This window comes from Dyadobacter sp. SRI_021, from assembly GCF_057586235.1.
In genome coordinates, this window is record NZ_JBYCZM010000006.1 from 407,115 (window position 1) to 433,093 (window position 25,979).

Consider the following 25,979-nt stretch of genomic DNA (forward strand, 5'->3'; position numbering starts at 1 on the left):
CATTTGAACCAGAGAATGCTGAGCTGCTACATTTCTGCCAAGAAAAGCCTCCCATTTAGCCAAGATTTTCACCTGTGTCAATCGAATTAAGTTGAGACATTTGTCGTAGAAATATTTTCAAAACGACCTCCGCAAATAGAATCAGTTCCTGTGATATACGGTCCGGGAAAATCATAGCTGCGCTATGCCACACTATGTCATTTTTCATTTCCTGACGCAAGGCGAAACGGTTCCGGGCCCGTAGGTTGAACCCATGCCAGTGAAGCGTGATCGGGGGGATATCGTCCCGTACGGGTCGGACTGCGTCTTTCCGGGCAGCTACGCCATGCCCAAAAATCTTAAACCAATTTATTAATCCTTAATGTACTGACTATGAATAAATAAAAGAACAGGAACAAAGTGTGAACCATTTTTTGACAAATGAAAACTATTTTATGAAACGAAATGTACAAGTTGCCGCCATTGCACTTGCATCCGCGATGCTTACGTGCTTTGGCGCACGTGCGCAGACGCCCGGAGGGGTTGCTCCGGCGGTCTGGTACCGGGCTGATGCGCCCGGCTCCGTATTTTCAGATGCAGGCTCCACCGCTGCATCCGACAACGCCACGGTCCAGCAATGGAACGAGGCACAGGGTTCCGGCCGGAACCTTCTTCAAAGCACTGCCAGTGCACGGCCGGTATTCTCCAACAGCTCCGCGTTGGCCAATTTTAACCCTACTGTCACATTCGATGGCAGCAACGATTTTCTACAATTCACCGCAGGTACAGGCGTAAATGTGATTGACAGGGCCAATGGGAGTATTTATGCTGCCGGTTATGTGAACACACTGAAACAAAGCGGCTTCGCGGGGTTTCACGCGTCGATGGATTATCCGGGCCTGCATTTTTTTGGTAGCGACAGGAACCTCCTGTTCTATACCGGTGGACCTGGTTACCAGGGAATCGGCAACTCTGGGGTGACGACTGGCATGTTCTTCACAGCTGGTTCGGGCTGGCAGAACGGCGCTGGCACGAATGTATCTTACGCCGCAGCGACAGTGTCGCTCAATGGTACGCGTACCGATTACAACGGCAGCCAGCTTTACAATGCCAATCTGAGTACCGGCGCCCGGGATTTCCGCATTGGTGCCGATAACAATTGTGGTGCTTTCAGCGGCCAGCTTAATGAGGTGATGGTGTTCGAAGATAAACTGACTGCGGACCAGATGGACCGTGTCGAGACTTACCTGGCCATCAAATACGGGACTACCTATGCCAACGGAACCCGCGATTATAAAAATTCCGACGGGAACGTCGTATGGAGCGCTTCGACCAACACAGGTTTTCAGAATGATATTGCCGGTATCGGTCGCGACGACAACGGCGCGCTGCACCAGAAACAGTCGTGGAGTACCAATCCGGGTCGTCAGGTGTTGATCGGAACGGGGGCGCTGGCAGGCAGCAATGCAGGCAATGCCACCGGTCTCAACAACGGACAATTCCTGGTCTGGGGAGATAACGGTCTGGCAAAAACGCCGAACGTTGCCATTGCCGGAATCAGCGGCATCAGCCACCGTTTCGCGGCTATTTGGAAGGTTCAGAACTCGGGTAACGTGGGAACGGTGCGCGTGGCGTGGGAAAAAGGCTTTTTGAATCTCAGCCTGATCCAAAGCGCGGATGCCTCGATCGATGCGTCAGACGTGGTGACGGGTATGGCAGCCAATGAGGTTACTATCAATGGCGTTGTGTATAATTACGCCGACGTGACATTGGGGAACGGGCAGTACTTCACATTTGCTGCTAAGGTAGCCGCACCAGGTGGTGTTTTCACCGACCTCAGGATTTGGCTTAAATCAGAAAACGGTTTCACACCGGCTGAATGGAAGGACCATTCCGGAAACGCAAATCATTATACGCAGGGTAATGCTAACCGGCAGCCGTTTACCGCTGCCGCCGCTTATAACTTCAACCCGGTCATCGATTTCGGAACTACGGGCAGTGACGCTCGTTTCATGGTAGTGCCGCAGGGTAAGCCTTATTCGGCTAATGGTACCAACAGCTCGGTTTTCACGATTAATCTGGATAGAGGAGTCGGAGGATACGCAGATATACTTGGATTTGGCGCGACCACTACAACCGCGAACCTGATTAATGCTAACTTGCCGGTGTTCACCCGATTGGGAGTTAATGCGGTAGTCTATCCATATGCGGATGCATCGCCGGCTCTACCGGCTATTGTGGCTAACAGATTGTATTTGAATGACGTGTCCTACACGGTAGGAACCGCCGGCATTAAATATGGTCAGAATGGTACGACAGGTTCCAATACGCAGACGTTCGCAGCCGGATACGCCAGGCATGCCGACGGAAGTATCCTGGGCTCTCAGCCGGAAGTCAGAAACGGCTTGATCGGTGAGGTAATCGCTTATGAAAGAGACCTTTCAGAGGCTGAAAAGCAACGCGTCAGAACTTACACCGCCATTAAATATGGTATTACTCTGCCTCACAATTACATTGCCAGCGATGGTACCACAATTCTCTGGAACCAGACGACCAATGCAGGCTACAATAAAAATATTGCGGGTATTGCCAGCGATGAGGGAAGCGCATTGGTTCAAAAGCAGTCGCAAAGTATCAATACTGGTAGCCAGGTTGTGATAGGCACAACGGGTTTGGCCGCCAGCAATGCATCAAATAGCAATGCGCTGGCTAACGGTCAGTCGCTCGTTTGGGGCGATAACGGTCTTGGGAAAGTACCTGCGGTAGCGATCAGCGGCGTTTCCGGGGTCAACTTCCGGTTTGCTTCCGTATGGAAAGTACAGAATACTTCGGGTGTCGGAACTGTAAGGGTAGCCTGGCCGGCAGGGTTGGCCAACCTGACATTGGTTCAAGGAAATGACCCTACTTTTGCTTCTGTGGGATCGTCTACATTAATGACCTCGAACACGGTTTCATTGAACGGGGTAAGCTACAACTACGCGGACGTCACCCTGGCTGATGGACAGTACTTCACATTTGCCACACAATTGAACGGACCGGGTGGGGTCGCATTGAACCTGCGCGTATGGCTGCGTTCGGATGCAGGTTTTGCGCCCGGAGAATGGGCAGACTTGTCGGGTAATGCCAACAACTACACCCAGACCAACGACACCCGCCAGCCGTTTGTAGCCAGCAAGCTGTACAACTTCAACCCTGCAGTAGATTTTGGAACAACCGGGTCAGACGCACGCTTTATGGTGCTGCCGACCGGTAAACCATATACGGCCAATGGTACCGCCAGTACTTTGTTTACAGCGTTCGTCAACCGTTCGGTGAGCGGTTATGCAGACATTATCGGTTTTGGAGGTACCACAACGGGGTCTGGTCTCACACAGGCCAACAATCCGGTGTATACGACATTGGGCGCCAACCCGATCCTGTACCCGTATTCCAATCCAGGCACGACAGTACAATCCAACAAACTCTACCTTAACGACGTATCTTTTACAATCGGGTCGGGCGGTATCAAGTATGGTCAGAATGGTACAACCAACACGGTTAATACCAATTTCACGGCAGGAAACTCGCTGCACAATAATGGTAGTGTATTGGGAGCCCAGGGAGAGGTGAGAAACGGTTTGATAGGGGAGGCGATCGCCTACGAGCGCGATCTGACCGAGCCCGAGAAACAACGCGTGCGCAGCTACGTGGCGATCAAGTATGGTATTACTTTACCACACAATTACATCGCTGCCAATGGTACCACCACATTCTGGGATCAGACGGTCAATACCGGTTATAACAAGAACATTGCAGGTATTGCCAGAGATGACCAGGGTTCATTGAACCAGAAGCAATCGTGGAGTATCAATACGTCTAAGGAGGTATTGGTCAGCACCACCGGCCTGGCCGATGATAATGCAAGCAACGCGACCATGCTCAATGACCAGCAGTTCCTTGTTTGGGGCGACAATGGCCTGGCAAAAGCACCCGTAGTTGCATTTGGGACAATTGCAGGTCTACCTTACAACCGTTTCTCTGCCATTTGGAAAGTTCAGAATACCGCATCGGTAGGGACCGTTCGCGTAGCCTGGGCGAAAGGGTATGCCAACCTGAAACTGGTTCAGAGTAGCGATGATGTGATCGATTTGTCGGATGCAGTTACGGAGATGTCTTCTACTGTAACCATTGGCGGTAAAGAATATGCTTATGCCGACGTAACACTTGCAAACGGCAGCTATTTTACTTTCGCAGCCTTTGTACAAGGCCCGGGAGGGGTTACTAACAAGCTTACACATTGGTACAGAGCTGACTATAATGTGGAGTCACTCGGTGACGGTACAGACGCATCTGAATGGGCCGATTTTAATGGCGGTGTGATCTCTACACAATTGGGCGAGTCGAACATGCCTAAGTTCAAAGTGGGCGCAGCTGATTACTTCAACTTCAACCCTGGCATTAATTTTACCGCTACGGACCAGAAATTGGGTAACATCACCGAAAGGACCCTCAGCTCGCTTGACTTCGATATTTTTACCGCAACAAAAGAGGGACTCGGTGGTGGCCGGTTCTTCAACATTGGCATGAACAACACCACGTTCAACGGAACGAACTGGGATCAACCAGGTCTGTATGCCAATAGTGCCATTGCGAGAAGAAATAATACGGGGTCATTGCTGGTCAATGGTAACATAGGCGGCGGAAACCCGAACTTCTCGACAACCAGCCCGAGTATTATGTACCATACGTTTAAAGACGTTTCGATAGCTAAGGGACTTAATGGTGGCCCGGCAGGTACTCCTTATGTACATGGCGCCATTGGCGAAGTAACGGGCGGACATATATTCGGTTCTAACGCCGGCGATGTTACGGCAGGTGATGATGGCGGTTTTGTAGGCAACATCGGAGAGCTGATCATCTATGGCGCAGGGTCCGTATCGGCAACCGACCGCAATAAAGTAGATAGCTATCTTGCCATCAAATACGGCGTAACGCTGGCTGCGGGTACCAATTACACCACATCGACGGATGCTGTTGTATGGGATGCTACCGCCAACGCTGCTTACCACAACAACGTGGCAGGTATCGGTAACGACTTCCGTTCGGCATTGCATCAAAAGCAGAGCCGCAACCAGCACACCAACACGAACAATCAGGTAATTATCGGCCTCGGTGGCATTGCAGCAACGAACGACGCCAATACCAGCCAGTTGGCTGACGGCCAGTTCCTCATCTGGGGCGACAATGGTAATACCCAGGCCATGACCAACACGGCCGGCACGTACACGGCATTCGAGTACGAGGGCAGCATCAACAATGCCCGCCGCATGAACCGTGTCTGGAAAGTGCAGAATACCAACGTAACCGGCGAAACGCTGATCCGTTTCCCGCAGGCATCCGTAGGTACGACTACGCTGGCTAATGACGCCTGCGCAGGGTATGTGATCCTGTTCGCGTCCGATGCGGCATTCTCGTCTAACGTTACAGCTGTTCCGCTGACTGTGAACGGCACTGACTATGAAGCTACCCACAGCTTCCCGAACGGCGCGAGCTACTTCACTTTCGGTAAGGTGACGCCTGTCACGACCGGCACGGTTTACCTGCCGGCAGTAGTGGAGGAAACCACCGAGTACAACGACAACTGCGGTACCGGCGCTTGGACCTATTTCCGCAACAGCACCGACAATTCGCTGAAGCTGTTCGCTACCTCAGGTGTGGCTGCCGACGTGCTGAACAACCTCACGGTGAAAATCACTCCTGAGGGCGTAACCTACTCGGACGCTGCCAGAACGACCAGTCTCATGCCGCGCATTACCACGGTGACTAACGGCTCGGCCACGACAGTTACTGGCGCGAAAGTGCGCATCTATTACAGCGCCACCGAGATGGCGGCTACGCAGCTTCCGGGCGCCCAGGTGAACGCTTGGTTCAAGTATGAAGGAACTGCCGAAGAGGTGATCGCGAATGTGTATGGTTCGGGTGTACTCGATGCATCCAAAGCGGTACAGCTAACGCCTGACGCAAGTGGCGTGGAAGACGGCGTGAACTACGTGGAATTCCATAACATTACTTCGTTCTCGTCATTCGTGTACGTATCGACCACCGCCGAATCGGCTCTGCCTGTAACGCTCACTTACTTCAAGGCAGCGAAAGAAGGCGGCATCGCTAACCTTGCCTGGGCCACTACCGAGGAAGTGAACAACAAAGGTTTCGAGATTCAGCGCAGCTCAAATGCACGCGACTGGACGGCGATCGGTTTCGTTGAGAACCAGACCGAAGGGGGTAACAGCAAAGGCGCATTGTCTTACGATTTCAAAGACGCATCGCCGTTGGCAGGTACTAACTACTACCGCCTGAAACAGATTGATTTCGACGGCAAGTTCATGTACAGCTCAGTTGCTGCATTGCAATTCGACGGAGCCAAAGGTGCATTGTCTGTGTATCCCAACCCGGCAGTGGATGGAAGGTTAACGCTTAGCCTGCCGCAAGCCGGCGCGTACAAGCTGTCGATCTTCGATGTATCCGGCATCCAGGTGTTGAACACAAGTCAATCGGGTAACACTGTAGACATTCGCAGCCTGCGTTCGGGCGTGTATGTTCTTCGTGTGGTGTATGAAAACGGCCAGGCGCACAGCAAGACCTTTGTGGTGAAATAACGGGCTATTCTATATGACGCGAAACAGAAACAGGATCCGAATTTCGGGTCCTGTTTTTTTATAACGGATCGTTGAATCCAGGGCGCCCAGCGCGTATTCGAGGGTTAGAATGCTACAATGCCTCTTGCACCGCCTGCCTATTAATCGATCTCGTTCGAGAACCAGAAGCCGTTGATCGATAAGATTTATTATTCAATCAAGGAACATAACCTCCCGATGATCGCACTGATGAGGTCATGATCGATCGAGTTTACATCCGGGTAAAATGAGCTTGCTTCTGACTTTGGGCTATTAGTCACAAATGACTTAAATAACACTCTAGCTTTTATATAATTTACGTTATGAATCGCAAAATTTTGATCGTCACAGGCGATGGCGGCGAAAGTTACGAAACCCTTTATGCAGTTCACCGCTTTGAGGAAGAGGGCGATATTGCTGTGATTGCTGCGCCCAGCAAGCGCCGACTTAACTTGGTGATCCACGATTTTGAAGTCGGTTGGGATACCTATGTAGAGCGGCCTGGCTACGGTCGCGAATCAAATCTTACTATTGAAGAGGTCGTAGTTGATGATTATGACGCTATTCTGCTGCTAGGTGGTCGCGCCCCGGAATATTTGCGCAATCATATAAAGCTGTTGGAAATTGTCCGCGAGTTTGACCGGCAGGGTAAATGGATCTTTGCTATTTGTCATGGTATTCAGATTCTGGTTACAGCCGGCTTGGCCAAAAACCGAAAGCTGACCGCATATGAACATGTACGTACCGAAATTGAAATGGGTGGTGGTACCTATTGCACTCAGCAGGCCGTCCGTGATGGAAATGTGGTAACTGGGCAAACCTGGCAATCACACCCCGACTTCTATCGAGAAGTATTCACTTGTCTCAAGAATTGAAAGTCGTTGAAAAGTAGTCGTCCGGAAAAGGCAGTCTGTTGTTTTAATCGCCCTGCCATGTTTGACTGATCAATTTAAAAGTGTTTTTCATCTTTGCGGTGTAGTTTCCTCCGTCGAATTTAGCGACGGAGGAAACGTTTCTGCTTAACTATCCGGAGCCTCTCAGACCGCACGAACAATTTGATTATATATGCCTGTCTGCCTCGTTGATTTCGAGATCGTTGATACTTGCATATCGTTTTGCCATCAGGCCATTTTCATCAAATTCCCAGTTTTCATTACCGTAAGCCCTGAACCATTTGCCTTCTTTGTCCCTGTACTCATATTCAAACCTAACTGCAATTCTGTTGTCGGTATGGGCCCAATATTCTTTTTTGAGTTTATAGTCCAGTTCTTTTTCCCATTTTTGGGTTAGAAATTTCACAATTTCGTCCCGCCCGGTAACAAATACATTTCTATTCCGCCACTCGCTGTCAACCGTGTAAGCCATCGATACCCTTTCCGGGTTTTGGCTGTTCCAAGCATCTTCTGCCAATTGGATCTTTTGTAGCGCCGTTTCCAATGTGAACGGTGGCAAAGGAAGTTTCTGTTCCATTTTTTTATAAATTATAAGTGAAACTTATATTAGACTATCTACAATTTCTCTTGATTTATAGACCAACTCATTTGATTTAAATAGCTGACTTTCAATTATTGAACTCTCAAATAATAAATATATATGGTCGGATATGGACTCACTTACATCTTCGTTTTTGAAAAAATTTCTCAGGTCGTTCTTGTGCGCTTGTATAACAGAAAGTATCGGACCCTGGTCCTTCGATATTTCTGATAAAATATTCAGGAAACTGCACCCCCTGAAATCTTCCTTTTCATTCATGTAAATAATGAAGTTAAATGCAGCCAAAAAGCGTTGCTTAATTCCTGTTGATTTTGAACAAAATCTGTTCAGTTCAGAAAACCAATATTCATGTCTTGCATTCAAGAACGCAATGCAGAGATCATCCTTTGATTTAAAGTGGTTATAAAAACTTGCTTTGGCCACCGCGGCTTCACTAATGATCTGATTAATACCTGTGCTATTGTAGCCCTGCTGATGAAACAAACCCGAAGCTGTCTCAAGTATCCTTTCTTTCGGTGAGTTCATGTTCGTTGTGGTTGTGATACAAATGTAGGCATTAAAATTGGACAGACAAGTCTGTCTGTTGTTTTTTTAATTATATGATCGCACGCTGAGGAGTTTTGGGTACGATCAAGAAAGCGTAACAAACCGTACCTCCGGGAGGATTCCTTTGCTACAAAGCAGGCTGGATGGTGAAACCGGCGGTCGTATTCCGCAAGCCCATTTTGGCTACAACATTTTCCACATCCGCTACAAGCGCCGGCCGTGCATCGCGGAAATTTGTCTTACGAAAATAACAAGTGAGACAGATGACAAAAACCATTTTTATTACCGGTGCATCGACTGGTATCGGGAGGGCTACGGCCAAATTGTTTGCGGCCAGAGGCTGGAAGGTAATCGCGACCATGCGCAGGCCTGAAAATGAAACGGAACTCAGCGCGCTGGATAACATAACCGTGTTGCCGCTCGATGTGACCAACCCGGCGCAAATCCGCGAAACCACGCAGCAGGCGCTGGCCTTGGGCGATGTTGATGTGGTATTTAACAATGCGGGATATGGATTGTTCGGCGCATTGGAAGCGATGACCGACGAGCAGCTGGCACAACAAATGGAAACCAATTTTTTCGGTGTCGTGCGGGTGACGCAGGCCTTTATTCCGTATTTCCGTGAACGGAAAGCGGGACTTTTTATCACTACCGGCTCATCGGCAGGGCTAATGGCTTTCCCGGTAAGCTCGATGTATGATGCCAGTAAATTTGCGCTGGAAGGCTGGGCGGAGAGTTTGTCTTATGAGCTGAATGAGTTTGGAATTGGGATTAAAACCATAGAACCTGGATTGGTGGCGACGGAAATCGGCGCGAAATCTGTTTTTGCTGCGCATCCGGCCTATGAAGCATTGACGAACAAATTCTTGAGGATGCTGGCGCCCGAAAAAGCTGCGACGACTTCCGAACAAATCGCCGAAGTAGTGTACGGCGCGGCTACGGATGGTACCAACACATTAAGATACGTCTGCGGCGAGGATGCCAAAGAATGGTATGCGAAGCGCCTGGCTGAGGGCGACGAGGCTTTCCGCGACGGGATCAAACAATTGTTAGCGGGTGTCTAAAATAAAACGGTCTGCCGGCGCGGGTTGAACGATTTGTGCCGGCAGACAATTATGTGATTATGAAAAGGAAACATCTCAAACCGCGCGTGTACCGCTCCATTGCTGAAATGCAGCGTGCATTCGGCCTGCCGCAACCTCTGCACCCGCTAATCAGCTTGCTGGATTTCAATAAGGTGCGGATCACCGCCGAAATGCTGGCCGACACTTTTGCCATGGATTTTTATAACATCACCTACAACGAATCGGCGGGCTGCCGGATGCGGTATGGGCAAACGACTTACGATTTTCAGCAAGGGGGCATGTTTTTTACATCGCCTGGCCAGCCGCTGACGGGCATTCAAGTGGCCGAATCGACCCTTGGATTTACATTGCTGGTTCATCCCGATTTTCTGAGAAATTATCCGCTGGATGCCAAAATCAAGCATTATGGCTTTTTCTCTTACTCTGTAACCGAGTCGCTGCATTTGTCGGACAAAGAAAAGTCGATCATCGAGGGCATTGCCGGCAACATCGGCGATGAGCTCGAAACGGCCATCGACGACCTGAGCCAGGACGTGCTGATTTCACAGTTGGAGCTGATGCTGAATTATAGTCAACGCTTTTACAAACGCCAGTTTATCACCCGCAAGTCGATCAACAATGCATTGCTGGAAAAGCTAGACCAGTTGCTGAACAATTATTTCAACGACGAAACCGCCTTGTTGAAAGGCCTGCCGAGCGTCCAGTATCTTTCGGACGAGCTGCACGTTTCGCCCCGCTACCTGGGCGACATGCTCCGCGCACTGACCGGCCAGAATACGCAGCAGCACATCCACAACAAGCTTATAGAAAAAGCCAAAGAAGTACTGACGTTCAGTGACCTCACGATAGGGGAGATCGCTTACCAGCTCGGTTTCGAGCACCCACAGTCTTTTAGTAAGTTATTTAAATCAAAGACAAACTTCTCGCCCCTTGAATTCAGGGCCAGCTTCAATTGAGAGATTAAGAGCTGAGGCTCGTGATGATATCATACAACAGCGAGTCCCGCCGAGGATCCGTTTCCGTACGTCGGCGGGAATTCAAGTGCTTGATTAAATGCGATCTAATTTTGAAGTTGTGATAACACCTCCGGCAGCGAAGTGATCCCCCAGTGTTCAAAGTACTTGCCGTCTTTTACCCTGACGATATCGATCACATCAATGTTCACCACCCGTCCCGTCGCCGGAATGCCTAATAAGGCTCCGGTTTGAGTTCCGCTAATTGTTTTCCGCGTTGTTACCAAATCACCTTGTGAAACCTGCTGATGGATTGTGACATGAATGTCAGGCATTGCAGGGCGAAGGATTTCATTAAAAAAGTAAATCATTCCTGCCTGGCCGTTATCCATGCCCTCAGGCGCAGAGTGATTGACAAATTGCTCGTCCATAAGCTTCTTAAAGCTTTCAAGGTTACCTTCGGCAATTACTTCCTGGTTGAAGCGGCGTACGACTGCTTTGTTGTCTTCGGTCATTGTTTCCATAGTTGCTGTGTTTATTTAATGACTCAAAAGTACCGGTGCAGTCAGCGAGGCTGTTAGGGATAGACGGCCAAGAACTATGGCAAGACGCTCAAATGCATTTGTTGATAGTCGCTGGGCGTAATGCCAAAGTGGTTTCTGAATGCTTCCGAAAAGCTTGAATGATTCTGATAACCAACTTTCATATATACGCCGGAAGGACTTTGATCGAAAGATTTCAATAAGTCGGCCGCCAATTCAAGTCTTTTGGCGATCAGCCATTTTTGAGGCGAGGTCCGATAGATTTCGTTGAACTTCCTTTTGAATGTTGAAGTGCTCATGTGGCACAGGAATGCCAGGTCGTCCACCGTAGTCGGCTGACCTATCTGACTTTCGACAACTTTCTTAATCTGCAATTGCTGTTTGTCGCGGGTGATGATTTGAATGGAATGGAACCTTTGTGGATCGGCATGAAGCATGTACAATAACAGCTCTTCGATCCGAAGCAGGCGGATCTCGGCAGGTAGAATACTGCCATTGCTGAGCAAGGACATCAACGACGTAATGAAGTGCTTTATAAAGCTGTCTTGCTTGAAAATCAAAAATGGCTGCCTGCTGGCCGTCGGAGTAATCCGTTTTATCAAGTGCTCATATTTGATCAGGAAACGACTAAACACCTCATTGCTAAAATAGAAGAGGATACTGGTAAACTGGTCCGTATGAGCAAGCAGCTCGGATGTAAGGACGTTCCCGGTAGACAGGACGACAAGTTCGCCTGAATTAACAACCGCTGTCGCATCCGGATAGATGATCGTCTTGGTTCCGCTGACCAGAACGTTGATCATGTTCTGACTGAGGACAATCCTGTTTTTGACCGAATCACGATTGGAATTGTAATAACGGATCACGACCTCGTCCGGCGAAGACGGGGCGCCATCTAAAAGATCATCAGGCAAGTAGTACGTATTCATTATGCAAAAAGGTATATCTTTTTTTCTCCCGCTACACCGGATATTGATCAATCTAACAATGAACTCCTGATTGCTCTTTGCGAACCCAACAATAGACGATCAAAATACATCCGAGAGTAAACAAGCTTATTGTATTCCCAGTCTGTGAGTCTCATGTGACAGCAATGCATGACATAACTTTTCATCATGGATGAAATTGGACTTCGTAGATCTCAAATCAGGTTAACACAATATCTATAAAAATCAAGAAATTGCTCCTAGAATATGTTCAGATATGCTTCATTTATGTTTGAACGATCCAGATATTTAAAATCAAAATAAGTTATCGTTCATTGAAGCCTAGGACGCTGGGAGATGGTGTTTCTAAACAACCTTTTAATTTAATCGTACCTACGTTTTGTCTTGCCTTTTCAATGAGATTGTCTTTATCGATATTCTATTTAACATAGAATTTATAGAACGGTCCATCTCGGCCTGCACCGGCGGCATATAGCCTTCCTCGTCTCGCTTTTTGTGAAGTATGCTAAAATCCTTGGAAATATCCTGTAACAAGGTCAGACATAGAATGACCAGGAAAGTCAGGTCCGTAACGAGGTCCGTGCGATAAGGGTTGAGCGGTTGGGAATGTCCGCGGCGGTGTTTGGACAGGAAAGGAGGCCGAACGGATACTGAAAAACAGGGTCTGGGAGCGCCTGATCCAGCCTGCATTACTGGCCGGCATGTATCCGACCATGCCCGTACTGTGGCCGGGAAGATCGATCTGAAAGTGAGCTTTGTCAGATCGTTTCCCTTCGAAGAGGTGCGTCGCGAGCTGACCCAACGTTCCCCGAGTCGGCATGCGGGCCCATACGTGTTGGCCGGAGTTGCTCAGTTATTACTGTATTACTTTTCTAAAATTCGAAAAGATAAAATTCTGAGTGGTGTTGAATGGAGTAATGTGATCTACCCGTAGACTTCTGGTCAATCGAAAGCTTTGGCCGAAAACCTCTTGAATCGAGTCAAAGTCATATTGTTTAACCGGCAATCCACTGCACCTTGCCGGACCGGCCGTCGAAAAAGTGCCTAATATTACCTCTCCTTCAATGACGCATTTTTCAACGATTCCGACATATTTTTCGATGTCCTGCTTTTCGGTCAAAAAATGAAAAGTAGCTCTGTCGTGCCAGAACGTGTAAGGACGTTCTGGTATAAATTCCAGAACGTTGCTGACAATCCAGGTCACCCGGTCTGATAACGGGCCCAGTCGGGCCTTTGCACGATCGATTGCCGTTTGTGAGATATCCAAAACGGTAATATCTGTAAAGCCCTCTTGTAATAAGTAGTCAACCAGCCTGCTTTCTCCGCCACCAACGTCAATGATGGGGTCGTTTTTATCAAGCTGCAAGTCATTTATCAAAGTCAGGGAAGTATCTGGCCTGGCCTGGGTCCAGCTCATCTGGTCGGATTGTTTGGTTCTGTATACATCCTCCCAATATATTCTCAAGGTGTCGTTCATAATGTTACAAGCTGAGTGTGGCTGGTAAAACCATTTGGTTACCAGCATGCTGGATCTGTATATTTAGATTTTCTGCAGCAGACTCTCCCAGGCGCCTCCATTATATGCGTTTATTCCGGCCGTTCTCAGCATACTTTCTGCCAAGCCGCTTCTGGCGCCGCTGCGGCAGCAAGTAATTACTGGTTTGCCTTTTTTCAGCAACATATCTGTCTTTGCGTTGATTTCACCCAGGGGGATATTGATGCTCCCTTCGATATGCCCTGCTGCAAACTCCTGGGCAGAGCGAACATCGACGATAAGCGCCCCTTGTTCAACAAGGGTTAGGTAATCCACACTTTTTAATCCAAAGAATGATGACAAGATTCCCATAAGTTTATTTTTTTCTTCAATGATCTGGCTCGATTGCTGTGGACTTCTGTTATTTGTTTTTCTCAATGAATGATACAAATTTCGGGCCGTGCGGCGAGCTCGTCAGTGACATTTGTCACGTAAGGGAAATTTCCGGCCACAGAGCGCTGATGGCGAAGAGCATGATATTCCGCGGTCAAAGACCCAGTCATTTGGAAGATGATCAACAAACCTTTGTACGGATGAATCACCCGTCACCTGCAAAGACCTGAAGGGTGTGTGCGCCTTACGGTCAACTGGGAATGTGACCGGATTGCGGCCAGGTAACTTCGTTATTTTGAAGACGTCCTGCGTGAGCCCGTGTAGGAGAGGTGCTTAGATGCGGGTTTAACGTTGGGGTTCACTGCCCGTTCAAGGCGGAAAAGCGCGATTGCCAGCAGTAGTGTTGCGGGAAAAGCGGCATATAACCCCAGTGGGGCGATGCTAACACAAAAAATAATACCCGCCCAGCAACCTATTTTCAATGCCTGCCGGCCGGCAAACATAGAAATGGCGATCAGCAACTGGCAGAATGCAATGGTTAATACCATTGGGGTGATAATCGACATAAATGCTCCCAATATGAATTTTTTGTAGAGTGGTATCGCTGTATCCGCATAGTCCTGATATGCCCACGGGGCGTCGATTGCGATGTAGGTGTTGACTGCCGCGGCCGCCAGGAAAATCAGCAGGACCATTAGTCGGGTGAATGGAATATACCTTTTGCTTGTCGCTATCAGGACAACTGCAAAAGCATTGCTGAGCCAATAGGCCGTCCAGGAAAATGATGAAGAGATTTCAAATACTTCCATTGTGATTGACGGATGGATACTGTCCAAATGGTTGCAGATGTCATTGTGCCGGGCGCCGGTCATGACCAGGTCCGCTGTTTATTGCAGCTAGGTAATAAGTACTGTTCCAGTGCTCATAAGAGTTTATGCAACTGTATTAGCCGCCGGAGCCTCACGCTGTTGATCCTCCTTTCGGCACATAGAACCGCAACCTTGCGCCATTTTACGGTACTCTTTTTCAGCTTTGACCTTAAGGTCTTCCAGTGTGTCCTGGCAATTTTGTTCCAGGTCTTCAATCAGGTCTAAGGCGGCGTCGCTCAGTTTCCGTCGGGTACGCTTTCCTTTATCCGGAGCAGTTAAAACGCCCGCAGTAAAACCTGCTGCGGCTGCGAGGGCTATGGCGAGTGCAATCCTGGTATATTTCATAGTTTAAATAGTTAGTTAAATAGTCGTTAATAGGACGGGGCATACGAATGCTTCGCGAATTCCCGCCGGAAGCAAGGATTTATTTCATTTTCATGTCCTTGCTCTCTTTTTTCATTTGAAGGCAGTGCAGTGCGCAAGCCCCATATTGCTTGTAGTTTTGATGAACCAGGAGAACTACCTTGCCATTTTTATCTTTCACTTCACAAGTTCCGTTCATTGGGGCAGATATTGTCAGACTGTCAGCGGCGCCACCTTTTACATGATACAGGTATGTGCCGTTTTTAGCGGCTTTGCCCATTACTTTGCCCGTGTGGCTGTCGACAACGTTTCCTTTATCGTCGATATGGGCAATTTTAGCACCGGCAGCATCTTTAATCACTCCGTCACTTGTTATCCACCCAATGTGTTTTCCCTTAGCATCAGCCACCTCACCCGCTGCATTGATCGAGGGTATTGGCTGCTTGTAGTTTTGTGAATAGGCATTGCTGATCGCTGAAACCAGCAGCACGAATAGGAGCAACAACTGAATCTTCTTCATGTGATTGGCTGTTTAATTGTTTACCAAATTTACCGCCGCACGAGATGGTTAATTATGACAATGGTCACATAATCAGCAGCTTTATCTCATGGTTGGTGCCTGCCAGGGACGCGCTTACTTCTTTGTGATATTCAGCAAGTGTGAAGCCCGCCATGAAGCGAAAGGCTCGTTTTGGTTACTGAATCGCTGCTATGCTTATCGCTATCAGTATTTTGCGCATAAGAACTTGGGAGGGATTTGGTTTTAATGGTGGCGGGAACCTTGGAACTGGGTCCATTTGATCGGATGTGTACCAGATAGGTATAAACTTACAAGGGCAAAGTAAATCCCTAGATGTTACCCATGCCACGGTAAGATTTTTGTGGGACTTTAGATAAACGGTTTTCTGTCAAATTACCGGGTATTTTATGAACAGTAAGAGCGCAGGTATATTACTCTACAGAATTTTGAGAGGAGAGCCGCAGGTGTTGTTGGTTCACCCGGGGGGACCTTTCTTTAAAGATAAGGATGCCGGCTTTTGGAGTATCCCCAAGGGGAACTTTGCTGTGGAGGAAGATCCGAGATCGGCTGCGATACGGGAGTTCTTCGAAGAAACCGGCACGTTGCTTCCATCAACAACCCGGTTTTATCCGCTGGCCCATGTGCGGCAGAAAGGTGGAAAGGTTGTTCAAGCTTGGGCTGCGGAAGGAGATTTGGACGCGGCAGCGATTAGCAGCAATATGTTTGCGCTTCAATGGCCGAAAAATACTGGAACACGTTTTTATCCGGAAATCGATAAAGCAGCATGGTTTTGCCTTGACGAGGCGAAATCCATGATAAACAAGCAGCAGATTCCCCTGTTAGAAGAACTCCGCCAAATGCTTAGCAATTAAAACTGACCGCTATTGAATTAACTTCAGAGAACTCAATTAACCTTACAACCTCCATGGATAAATGCTCTCGTAATTTTGTCATGCTCATCGAGCTCTGCCAAACCATCCTGCAGCGGCGCATCCTCAAAGGCTAGGTCATAAATAGCGTAATCATGATAATCCGGACTTTCGTTGAATATGCCAACCAAATGACCAGCGATTTCTCTGGTCATCTGCGCCGCGTATTGAGCTGTGCTTTCCGAGTATTTTAACCCGTCAATTGCCGCAATAATCTTTTTCATCGCTTGCAACATTTAGTTGAAAATGGTAATGCTATTAAAACTAGCCTTATCCCCGTTTAGGCAGAACGATTGCAATCACACCGGGTTATGACCCTAGTCATCAGTGGCAGTTCTCAACCGATGTGCATGGCGTCCGGAAATAGCGGATGTTGAGCTTTATGAAAAGGGAAACTATTGAACTCGCCTGAATGTCAGGACGCGGATCGCTCACCGCATTATAATTTTCCATCCTGCAAGGTGATCGGAATTTCTTGTTGCTTGCCATTTCTGAAAAATGTTATCCTTACTTTTTGACCAGGATATGAGCAGGCAACAAACTCGCTGAGCTGGGCCCTCGAATCCATCCGCCGACCGTCAATGCGGGTGATTATGTCGCCAGTGCGCAATCCGCCAATATCAGCAGCTCCGCCTGTATCGATGCTATCAATAAAGATGCCGACAGAGAAGGGAATGTTCAGTTTTTTAGCTTTCTCTGGACTAATCTCGCTTACCTTAATTCCAAAACTGCCCCGGCGAACATAGCCATAACGGCGCAGGTCGTCGGCTGTCTTCTTGACCACCTGAACAGGAATGGCAAATGAGTACCCGGCGTATACACCGTTTGGGGAAGCAATTGCGGTGACAATCCCGATAAGTCTGCCCGACAGATCGACTAAGGCGCCACCGCTGTTGCCTATATTGACCACACCGTCAGTTTGAATGTAAGACTGCAGGGTCCACCTCTCAGTGCTTTGGGCAATGTTTCTGGCTTTGTAGCTGATAATTCCTTGCGTGACAGTAGAGGTGAAGGCTAACGGGTTTCCGACTATGAGCACGATGTCGCCGACGGCCGCCGAATCGGAATTTCCAAATTCGATGAAAGGCAGGTCGTTCCCGTTGATTTTCAGCAATGCAAGGTCTGCCGCTTTATCTGTTCCGACCACGGAAGCCTCGTAGTCGAGTCCGTCGTTAAGGGCAATTTGTATTTTATCTGCCCCGTTTACTACATGGTAGTTGGTGACCACGTAGCCGTCGCTGCTGATTAGCACACCGGAAGCACTGCCGGTCGGGTCTTTCTGCGTTTCTGGAAGGTATGGGCCAACAAATTTTTGGTCAAAAAACTCGAAATAGAAATCCGGAAGCGGAATTGGGGTATAATCAAAACGCAATTTGATTTTTACGGTTGCCAGCGTTGCCACTCGGGCAGCGTCCCGAAAGCTCAAGGCCGCCATATGTGCAGCATTTGCCGGCCTTGAATCGGTACTTTGATGGGCGCGCTTGATCGTCTCTACCGGCGTCCGGGAGCTTTTTCGGGTACTCTGATGGTCTTGTCCCGGACAGACCGATGCCAACATCGACAGCGCCGACGGGAACAGCCATTTTATAAGCGATTTGGGGTTGTATGAGGAGATGACTTTCACTGTATGTATGATTTAGGTCTGGGTTTAAAGCAAAACCAGTGAGTGCTTTTACAAATACAAGAGTCCGAGATTAGCGGCTCGATTCGATGGCTTTTTGGGCCGGCTTGACAGCAATTTTGAAGTTGTTCATTGTTGAAATTATTACATGCAAGGCAGGCAATGAATGATTACAGTCAGTTGTGCTGATGACGCAAGCTATCGGCTGATGGGAAAAATTTCTCATTGCCCACCTTTGAAAAGTGCCTTTTAGCATTTTCACGCGTGTTATATGATCACGAGATGATAGTCGCATACAATAGTTCGCTGGTTGAGGAGGACGAGGAATATGTGCGGGTGGACCCTTTACTCAATCCGAAGGGAGGTGTATTCAATTTCATTTATGGTCAGTCCGGCAGCGTCAATGTATTACCCGCCGGGCTCCTGATACGCTCAGGTACTCAATTGTTTTAAAACGCTGACATCTATCATCTTATATGCTTTTTTAGCTCATCAGGCATGCCAAACCAGGGATGTAATTTTGAACTGTTATCTAGTTGTCAACCTTTAAATAATCAGATTATGTCAACTACATCTTTAATGAGATCTACCGGGCTTTATCCCCTTTTTGAAGACTTTTTTCGGCCATGGGACGACTGGGCGGGCAGGAATGGTTTTGGCAGTTTGCTTCGTCAAAATTCAGTCCCTGCTGTAAATATTTCCGAGAACGAGACCGATTTTACAGTCACAATGGCGGCCCCCGGGCTGAAAAAAAGCGATTTTAAAATCGATGTGAAAAGCAATCTGTTAACAATTAGTTCGCAAACCGAAAAGGACACGGAACAAGAACAAGAAGGATACAAACGAAAAGAATACAGCTATAACTCATTTAGCAGAAGCTTTACCTTACCAGAACAGGTAGATAAAGACAAAATCGAAGCGAATTACGAAGACGGTATCCTTAAATTACGGATTCCTAAAATGGAGGAAGCTGGAAACCAGAATTCGGTCAAACAGATTACTGTCAATTAACCATGGCGAACACAAGTAAGAAGCTCACCCGTAAACCGCGGGTGAGCTTCTTGCGAATAGAAATTACTATGATGTAAGTCATTACAAGGACCTGCCCGGATAGCTATTTTTGGAAAGTATGCGTGTTCAGTGAGTAGTCTCACTTCCATTTGGTTATCCCGGACCGGGATGTTATTTACTGTTGATTTTTGTCGTTTGTTTTTGTTAAATGCCATGAGCTCGAGCAGACTTTTTGGGTCATTAAAAGAAATAACCCGTCACATAGAAATGTTGGATGCGCTGTTCAGGCATGCCACCGAAGGGATTATTGTCGTTGGTAGCGACGGGCGGATTGTGATGGTCAATCCGAAAGCCGCTGAGCTATTCGGATATGGCCAGCAAGAGTTGCAAAGTACAAAGATAGAAGTGCTGATCCCGGATAGGTTCGCAGACAAGCATGTTGCTTACCGCGAGCGGTACGATCTTGACGCAAAAGTAAGGGGAATGGACAACCAAACAGAGCTTTATGGCAAACGTAGGGATGCCAGCGAGTTTCCGGTCGAGGTTAGCCTAAGCCCATTTCACACCAGCGAAGGTCAGTTTGTTGTTGCCTTTATTATTGATATCACCGAGCGTAAAAGACAGGAAATGGCAATCCTGGACGCGAACCTTCAAATTCAAAGACTTAATCAGAACCTTGAAAAAAGGGTTCAGCAGCGTACAGCTGAGCTTGCAGAAGCGATTCAGGAAGTCAAACGCTCACAACGCGAAGTCATGAAGGCACTTGAAAAGGAGCGTGAATTAAATCTGATGAAAAGCCAGTTTGTTACCGTCGCCTCGCATGAATTCCGGACACCCCTGGCCACAATTTTGTCTTCGAGCTCGCTGATCAGTAAGTACACAACGACGGCCGATAATGAGAAGCGCCAAAAACACATCCAAAGAATAAAGACCACAGTAAACGGCCTTACTGAGATACTTAATGATTTTCTTTCCATCGGCAAACTCGAGGAGGGCAAAATAAAGAGCATTCCGGTATTACTTGATTTAAAGGTCTTCTGCGAAGAGTTGATTGAAGAAATAAAGGAGTTATGTAAGCCCGACCAGAGGATCAGCCTGGTACATTATGGCATTTCTGAGGTTTGGCTTGACACGCAGCTTTTAAGGAACGTGCTGTTGAATCTGCTTTCCAATGCGATCAAGTACTCCGGTGAGGGAACGCAGATTCTTGTGGAAGCAACTTGCAGTGAACGGCAGGTCAAAATGGATATACAGGATCATGGAATTGGGATTTCACAAGCGGATCAGCCATACATTTTCGACCGTTTTTTCCGGGCTTCGAATGCCGGTGCAGGGCAGGGGACTGGCCTGGGCTTGAACATTGTGAAGGGCTATGTCGAACTTATGGGGGGAACTGTCTCTTTGACAAGTGCGTTGGGAAAAGGGACAACCTTTCATGTTTCACTGGCCAACAAACAGCCTGCGGCTTTGCCCGCTGAAACTTCGATGATATGAGCGGAAGCTGGTTGATGTCCGGAGCGCGACTATATCAGCTTTTTCTCCGAAAACTTTCCAGAAGCTATGATCATTGTTGTTGCAGGACTACCAGGCTCAGGTAAAAGTTATTTCGCCATTCGACTTGCCGCAAGGCTTGGCGCTGAATATTTGAATAGTGACCGGGTCAGAAAGCGTCTTGCGGCAATGGGGAAATACTCGTTTGACGATAAGCTCCGTATTTATGAGTATATGGCCCAAATGGCGGCGGCCGCCGTTCGGGCTGGAAAACCGGCCGTGGTCGACGCTACTTTTTATCATCATAGCATGCGCGATTTATTTAATGGAACGGCCCGGGACTGTCATTGCGGGATCCGCTTCATACTTGTTACTGCCAGCGAGGCGCTCACAAAAGAACGGTTAAGCTGGCCCAGATCCGACAGCGAAGCGGATTTTGGCGTGTATCAGTCCATGAAACACCTGTTTGAAAAATTCGAAGGGCCGCACCTGTTACTGCATTCAGAGAATGATAATGTCGAAGAAATGATTGAAGTTGCATTGAAATATCTGGGGTAGAAAGATGGACCGGTCTGAAATCGAAAGTTTGGCCAGCAGGGGTGATTTCAACGGCGCGCCGCTGCATGCATCGTTGGAAGAGACCCATATTTCGTGGATTTTACTGGGCGCCGGATGCGCTTTTAAAATCAAAAAGCCGGTCAGGCTCTCGTTCCTGGATTTCTCCCGGGTCAGCCAGCGCAGACAGGCTTGCCGGAAAGAACTGAGGCTTAACAGCCGCTTTTCGCCTATTTATCAGCAGGTGCTGCCCGTCAGAGAGCACAACGGGCAGTTCTCCATAGGCGGGGCCAAGGGCCGGATCGTGGACTACGCGGTAGTGATGCGGCGGCTGGCGGCGACCAAAAAAATGGACGCCATGCTTAATGTGGAAAAAGTTAGTGCCGGGCACATTGTAGCCCTGGCCCAGGAAATCGCTTTCATGCACAGCCGCTCCCAGACTATCGCGAAGCCTCTTGATCTGGCTGAATTGGCCCGGACCTTTGATGATCTTGGGGGAGTGACAAGCTTTGCCAGCGAGCAGCTCGGACAACGCTACGGCGATTTGATTGAACGAGCCAGGTCTTTTAGTGCCGCATGCCTTTCCCGCTACGGCGGCCGGATCAATGAAAGGGTTGGGCTGGGCTATCGCAGGGACGTTCACGGCGACCTTCATTGTGGCAATATATTTTTATACAAAAAGCCGGTACTGTTCGATTGCCTGGAATACAACGACACATTCAGACAGATCGACGTTATCGACGAACTCGCATTTCTTTGCATGGACATGGAGTCTTACTGCAAACAGGCCTTTTCGGAGATCTTTTTATCGACCTACTGCGATTATTTTCCATGTTTTCAGGTTCCAGAGGACTCTCTCGTTTTCATCTACTACAAGTGCCTGAGAGCGAATATCAGGGCAAAGGTATTCGCTATCGCCGCTCAGTCATCCGCAAATGGAAGTGCGAGGCAAGTCGCGCTGGCCAAATGCCGGAAATACCTGGATCTGATGGAATCCTACATTGATCTGATCGCCGAAAAGTAAGGATGTTCTTCAAAAGCAATTTACCGATGAAAAAAACAGAGGATATTCCAGATACCATGCGCGCGATGGTGCTGCCAGCGCCCGGTGCTGTGTTGACCCAGATGCAGGTTCCTGTTCCAAAACCTGATTCAGGGCAGGTTCTGATCAAAGTAATGGCCTGCGGGATTTGCAGGACCGATCTTCATATCCTGGATGGCGATTTGAAAGAGGGGAAATACCCTTTGATCCCCGGCCATGAGGTGGTTGGCAAGGTTATCGCGGTTGGCCGGGACGTAAGCGCTCTAAGGCAAGGAGACGTTGTCGGAGTGCCCTGGCTGGCCTACACCTGTGGCAAATGCCAGTACTGCCGGGATGGGAAAGAAAATTTGTGCGAACGTGCATTGTTTACCGGTTACACCACAGATGGAGGGTATGCCGAATACCTTGTCGCTTATGAGCGGTACTGTTTTCCAATCCCACCGGCTTACCAGCATCCATGGGCCGCGCCGCTGTTGTGTGCCGGTCTGATCGGCTACCGGTCATACAGGATGCTTTCCGGCGATTGTACCCAAATTGGTATATACGGATTTGGGGCAGCGGCCCATATTTTAATCCAGATTGCGGTGGCGCATCAAAAGCAAATCTATGCCTTCACACGGAAAGGGGATATTGCGGCTCAGCAACTAGCCATCGAGCTGGGCGCGGTATGGGCCGGGGATTCCTCACAGAAACCGCCCGGTCAGCTCGACGGAGCGATTTTGTTCGCACCGGAAGGAGAGCTTGTGCCTAAAGCGCTTTCTGATACGGGCAAAGGAGCGACTGTCGTTTGCGGGGGGATTCATATGAGCGACATCCCTTCTTTTCCATACAAGCTGTTATGGCAGGAAAGGGTGGTAAGGTCGGTGGCAAACCTGACTGTTGCCGATGGCCACGACTTTTTTGAGCAAATCTGTATTTCCCCGGTTCAAACACGGACCGAGCTTTTCCCGCTGGCTGAGGCTGACCTGGCTTTACGGGCCTTGCGTGAGGGGAAAATCCATGGAGCAGCCGTTTTATATATGGATTGATCGGATGTGACGAAATAGGATTGCATGTGATTGATAACCAATTGTTTTTAGGGTGACTATGGTCATGATTTTTCACCGCATTAAGCGCAATTTTTGTCGGGTAACCAATAGAAGAAAACATGGCACGTTACCTGTTTTTCGCCCTGCTGATGCTGCATGGTTTGATTCACCTGGCAGGATTTTTCGCTCCGGCGACGAGCGATAGGATGGAGATCTATAATGCGCCCGGAGCTTTCTGGGTGGGCTGCGCGATCCTCTTTTGCATGACTTCGATCCTCTTTCTTTTTAGCGAGAAGCTTTGGATTGCGGTAGCGCTGGTGTCGGTGATTGCTTCGCAGGCAGTTATCGTGTCAGAATGGAGCCAGGCCCGCTTCGGTACTGTAATCAACGGATTGGTTCTTTTGGTAGTGTTTTTCTTGCTATTCTCTAAAAATGCCCCGGTTATTTTTCGGGATTAACAAAACCGATGGCAGTTGATCATAAAAGCGACAATGAAACAATCAACAACGACCCAGATGCTGCTTTCATTATGGCGGCGTGCGCGCAAAAGATTCTCAGATCAGCTCGGTGGTATTACCGAGCGGGACCTGAAAAAAAGGCTGTCCGAAACGCAAAATAGCGTCGGCTTTCTGATCCGGCATATAGCGGAAGTCGAATTGATGTTTGCCAAGAATACGTTTGGTGAGCCAATCGAAGTACACCCTTCGACACTGATAGCCCAGCGGGACACAGGAGAATGGACAAAGCTGGATGAGCTGTTGGCTTATGTCGAACAATCCGGGAAATTACTCGAAACGCTCATTGCAGGCCACGCGGATCAGGATTGGGACCGGATTGCAGTAACAAATGTGGGCAGTATGACATTAGCTGAGGCACTGGGAGGGATAATTTCCCACACGGCCCATCATGGGGGGCAGATGGCTCTTATTCTCAAATACGCGCCTTAGTTAGTTGGGGCGCTTTATACCCATTACGTAATAAAGTAGAGAACCAAGCCAGAAGTCGGACCATTAAAATCTGAGCAAATATGAAAACACTTTACTGCTTGTTACTGGCAACCGGCATAGCCGTCATACGAGTACAGTACAACCCGGAAGGGTTACCTGAAAGACGCAACACATTTGTAAAGCAATTTCTTGACCTTCCTGCGGTGCTATCGGAAACGCTGCTTTTCGAATATGAGCGATATTGAGGTCTTACATGCGTCGTATATGCATTACCGGTATGAACTTACATAGTCTGCAATCTCAACCAAAATGATATTATGAACGCTATTCTCACATCCATACAAAAAATGACTGACCGGTTTTTGGGCCCTTTAATTACTGGTCCAAAGAAGCCGATGCCAAAGCCGTCGGATGATTTTCACGCATTTATGACCAGAGTTAAAACCGGTGCTGAACGTTTCAAACATTGAGCCGATATGGAAACCACCAGGTCACCGCTAAAGGTCAAAGGCGCACAAAGCAATGGCTCGAAACAGCTTTCGGCGCTCATGAAATGGGCACTATGGACGGCTACTTTGTTGTTTGTGACTTTTTTTGCCGGTAGTCTGAACCTGTATCTTCGATTCAGCGGCGAAGTAGCAGGATTGATGGCCAACTCGGTAGATATTTCTGCTCAGAAATTTAGCTATCAACAACTGAAAGGTTTGCCCGAACCGGTCCAGCTATACTTTCGGCATGTGCTTTCACCGGGACAGTGTTACGTCAGCCGCGTTCATCTAACGCATAGCGGGTTATTCAAGTCGGATTTGAAAAAGGGTTGGATGACGATCTCTGGCGATGAGTACTTCTCTGCAAAGCGCCCCGGCTTCGTCTGGAAAGGAAAGACTGCCATGTTTACCGACGGGATATGTTTATCAATGGCAAGGGAAGGCTGGTAGTTTCTTTGTTTTCTCTTTTTAAGATACAGGACAGCTATGGTGAGAAATACAACTGTGGCGAATTAATGCGGTGGCTGGGAGAAAGCGTTTGCTTTCCGACCAATTTACTTCCTTCACAGAACTTGAAGTGGTTTCCGATCGGTGCGCATTCTGCCAGACTGGAATATAATTACCTTGGCATATCGATCAACTATATGGTTATTTTTAATTCCCGGCATGAAATCGTTGAGATGAGCGCTATGCGGAGTATGGGGGAGGGGCCAAGGCAAAAATGGGTAAACCGTTTGAGCAACTATGAGCTGCATGATGGCGTACGCATTCCGACCGTTCTGGAAGCGGGCTGGCAGATTAATGGCCGCTATTACCCCTATGCACGGTTCACGATCAAAGAAATCGATTACAACACCTCGATTTGAGCGACCGGCCAAAACCATGCTGCCGTATTCTGGCTGTGCGGTCGGGCGATGGTCCCGAGCGCACAAACCACTCCTGACAGTCAAGAGGCTTGCGGAAGTTTACCCGCCCTGGTAAATAGCTTGTTTTTCACTGGTGCAACGTTCGCGTTAATCCTCGACTTTCTCACTCGGCAGTAGCGCGTC

General features: G+C 48.4%; 25 protein-coding genes and 1 pseudogene. 15 read left to right on the forward strand and 11 right to left on the reverse strand.

Annotated elements, in window-relative coordinates:
* The first annotated feature begins 434 nt into the window (after positions 1–434).
* Together AC2YIT_RS20620 and AC2YIT_RS20625 are read left to right on the forward strand one after the other, a co-directional pair.
* Positions 435–6,614 (forward strand): DUF8202 domain-containing protein, encoded by a 6,180-nt coding sequence (locus tag AC2YIT_RS20620; protein ID WP_487280418.1) that lies wholly within the window; start codon positions 435–437, stop codon positions 6,612–6,614.
* Positions 6,615–6,955: 341 nt separating this feature from the next.
* Positions 6,956–7,507: a DJ-1/PfpI family protein gene (locus AC2YIT_RS20625; RefSeq protein WP_430849267.1), complete on the forward strand. Its 552-nt coding sequence runs from the start codon at positions 6,956–6,958 to the stop codon at positions 7,505–7,507.
* 184 nt (positions 7,508–7,691) lie between these two features.
* Here the strand turns inward: AC2YIT_RS20625 and AC2YIT_RS20630 are convergent, their stop codons facing one another.
* Both AC2YIT_RS20630 and AC2YIT_RS20635 read right to left on the reverse strand, forming a co-directional pair.
* Positions 7,692–8,102, reverse strand: coding sequence for a DUF1348 family protein (locus AC2YIT_RS20630; protein ID WP_487280419.1), 411 nt, complete (start codon positions 8,100–8,102; stop codon positions 7,692–7,694).
* A gap of 24 nt (positions 8,103–8,126) precedes the next feature.
* On the reverse strand, positions 8,127–8,651 hold the full coding sequence (locus AC2YIT_RS20635) for a TetR/AcrR family transcriptional regulator (protein WP_430849263.1): 525 nt from the start codon (positions 8,649–8,651) through the stop codon (positions 8,127–8,129).
* 284 nt (positions 8,652–8,935) lie between these two features.
* Here AC2YIT_RS20635 and AC2YIT_RS20640 point away from each other — a divergent pair, with 284 nt between their 5' ends.
* Positions 8,936–9,736 (forward strand): SDR family oxidoreductase, encoded by an 801-nt coding sequence (locus AC2YIT_RS20640; protein WP_487280420.1) that lies wholly within the window; start codon positions 8,936–8,938, stop codon positions 9,734–9,736.
* Positions 9,737–9,795: 59 nt separating this feature from the next.
* Positions 9,796–10,713, forward strand: a complete 918-nt coding sequence (locus AC2YIT_RS20645; protein ID WP_487280421.1) for a helix-turn-helix domain-containing protein — start codon at positions 9,796–9,798, stop codon at positions 10,711–10,713.
* A gap of 104 nt (positions 10,714–10,817) precedes the next feature.
* Here the strand turns inward: AC2YIT_RS20645 and AC2YIT_RS20650 are convergent, their stop codons facing one another.
* The 7 genes from AC2YIT_RS20650 to AC2YIT_RS20680 form a co-directional block, all read right to left on the reverse strand.
* Positions 10,818–11,234, reverse strand: a complete 417-nt coding sequence (locus AC2YIT_RS20650; RefSeq protein WP_487280422.1) for an ester cyclase — start codon at positions 11,232–11,234, stop codon at positions 10,818–10,820.
* 74 nt (positions 11,235–11,308) lie between these two features.
* Positions 11,309–12,181, reverse strand: coding sequence for a helix-turn-helix domain-containing protein (locus AC2YIT_RS20655; RefSeq protein WP_430849255.1), 873 nt, complete (start codon positions 12,179–12,181; stop codon positions 11,309–11,311).
* Between the two features lie 874 nt (positions 12,182–13,055).
* Positions 13,056–13,616, reverse strand: a complete 561-nt coding sequence (locus AC2YIT_RS20660; RefSeq protein ID WP_487280423.1) for a class I SAM-dependent methyltransferase — start codon at positions 13,614–13,616, stop codon at positions 13,056–13,058.
* Between the two features lie 123 nt (positions 13,617–13,739).
* Complete coding sequence (locus AC2YIT_RS20665) at positions 13,740–14,111, reverse strand: rhodanese-like domain-containing protein (protein ID WP_430849249.1); 372 nt, start codon at positions 14,109–14,111, stop codon at positions 13,740–13,742.
* A gap of 245 nt (positions 14,112–14,356) precedes the next feature.
* On the reverse strand, positions 14,357–14,875 hold the full coding sequence (locus AC2YIT_RS20670) for a hypothetical protein (RefSeq protein ID WP_430849247.1): 519 nt from the start codon (positions 14,873–14,875) through the stop codon (positions 14,357–14,359).
* A gap of 123 nt (positions 14,876–14,998) precedes the next feature.
* Positions 14,999–15,280 (reverse strand): YtxH domain-containing protein, encoded by a 282-nt coding sequence (locus AC2YIT_RS20675; RefSeq protein WP_430849245.1) that lies wholly within the window; start codon positions 15,278–15,280, stop codon positions 14,999–15,001.
* A gap of 79 nt (positions 15,281–15,359) precedes the next feature.
* On the reverse strand, positions 15,360–15,818 hold the full coding sequence (locus tag AC2YIT_RS20680) for a DUF3659 domain-containing protein (RefSeq protein WP_430849243.1): 459 nt from the start codon (positions 15,816–15,818) through the stop codon (positions 15,360–15,362).
* A 407-nt stretch (positions 15,819–16,225) separates the two neighbouring features.
* Here AC2YIT_RS20680 and AC2YIT_RS20685 point away from each other — a divergent pair, with 407 nt between their 5' ends.
* A complete protein-coding gene (locus AC2YIT_RS20685) occupies positions 16,226–16,690 on the forward strand; it encodes an NUDIX hydrolase (protein ID WP_430849241.1) in 465 nt (154 codons plus the stop codon).
* Between the two features lie 32 nt (positions 16,691–16,722).
* On the opposite strand, the gene AC2YIT_RS20690 is transcribed toward AC2YIT_RS20685, so the two are convergent.
* Both AC2YIT_RS20690 and AC2YIT_RS20695 read right to left on the reverse strand, forming a co-directional pair.
* Positions 16,723–16,971, reverse strand: a complete 249-nt coding sequence (locus tag AC2YIT_RS20690; RefSeq protein ID WP_430849239.1) for a hypothetical protein — start codon at positions 16,969–16,971, stop codon at positions 16,723–16,725.
* A 215-nt stretch (positions 16,972–17,186) separates the two neighbouring features.
* On the reverse strand, positions 17,187–18,371 hold the full coding sequence (locus AC2YIT_RS20695; protein ID WP_487280424.1) for a S1C family serine protease: 1,185 nt from the start codon (positions 18,369–18,371) through the stop codon (positions 17,187–17,189).
* A 279-nt stretch (positions 18,372–18,650) separates the two neighbouring features.
* On the opposite strand from AC2YIT_RS20695, the gene AC2YIT_RS20700 reads away from it, so the two are divergent.
* The 10 genes and pseudogenes from AC2YIT_RS20700 (at position 18,651) to AC2YIT_RS20745 (ending at position 25,796) form a co-directional block, all read left to right on the forward strand.
* Entirely contained in the window at positions 18,651–18,821 is a 171-nt protein-coding gene (locus AC2YIT_RS20700) for a hypothetical protein (RefSeq protein ID WP_430849234.1), read from the forward strand.
* Between the two features lie 45 nt (positions 18,822–18,866).
* Positions 18,867–19,379, forward strand: coding sequence for an Hsp20/alpha crystallin family protein (locus AC2YIT_RS20705; RefSeq protein WP_430849232.1), 513 nt, complete (start codon positions 18,867–18,869; stop codon positions 19,377–19,379).
* Positions 19,380–19,547: 168 nt separating this feature from the next.
* Positions 19,548–20,873 carry a PAS domain-containing sensor histidine kinase gene (locus AC2YIT_RS20710; RefSeq protein WP_487280425.1) on the forward strand — a complete coding sequence of 442 codons (1,326 nt, stop codon included), beginning with the start codon at positions 19,548–19,550 and terminating at the stop codon, positions 20,871–20,873.
* Between the two features lie 66 nt (positions 20,874–20,939).
* Entirely contained in the window at positions 20,940–21,428 is a 489-nt protein-coding gene (locus tag AC2YIT_RS20715) for a P-loop nucleotide/nucleoside kinase family protein (RefSeq protein ID WP_487280426.1), read from the forward strand.
* A 4-nt stretch (positions 21,429–21,432) separates the two neighbouring features.
* Complete coding sequence (locus AC2YIT_RS20720; RefSeq protein WP_487280427.1) at positions 21,433–22,449, forward strand: hypothetical protein; 1,017 nt, start codon at positions 21,433–21,435, stop codon at positions 22,447–22,449.
* 26 nt (positions 22,450–22,475) lie between these two features.
* Entirely contained in the window at positions 22,476–23,495 is a 1,020-nt protein-coding gene (locus tag AC2YIT_RS20725) for a zinc-dependent alcohol dehydrogenase family protein (RefSeq protein WP_487280428.1), read from the forward strand.
* Positions 23,496–23,614: 119 nt separating this feature from the next.
* A complete protein-coding gene (locus tag AC2YIT_RS20730) occupies positions 23,615–23,953 on the forward strand; it encodes a hypothetical protein (RefSeq protein WP_430849222.1) in 339 nt (112 codons plus the stop codon).
* Between the two features lie 33 nt (positions 23,954–23,986).
* Positions 23,987–24,442 carry a DinB family protein gene (locus AC2YIT_RS20735; protein ID WP_487280429.1) on the forward strand — a complete coding sequence of 152 codons (456 nt, stop codon included), beginning with the start codon at positions 23,987–23,989 and terminating at the stop codon, positions 24,440–24,442.
* 80 nt (positions 24,443–24,522) lie between these two features.
* Positions 24,523–24,687, forward strand: a complete 165-nt coding sequence (locus AC2YIT_RS20740; RefSeq protein ID WP_487280430.1) for a hypothetical protein — start codon at positions 24,523–24,525, stop codon at positions 24,685–24,687.
* A 402-nt stretch (positions 24,688–25,089) separates the two neighbouring features.
* Positions 25,090–25,796: pseudogene (locus tag AC2YIT_RS20745) on the forward strand (DUF6544 family protein).
* Positions 25,797–25,979: the final 183 nt, after the last annotated feature.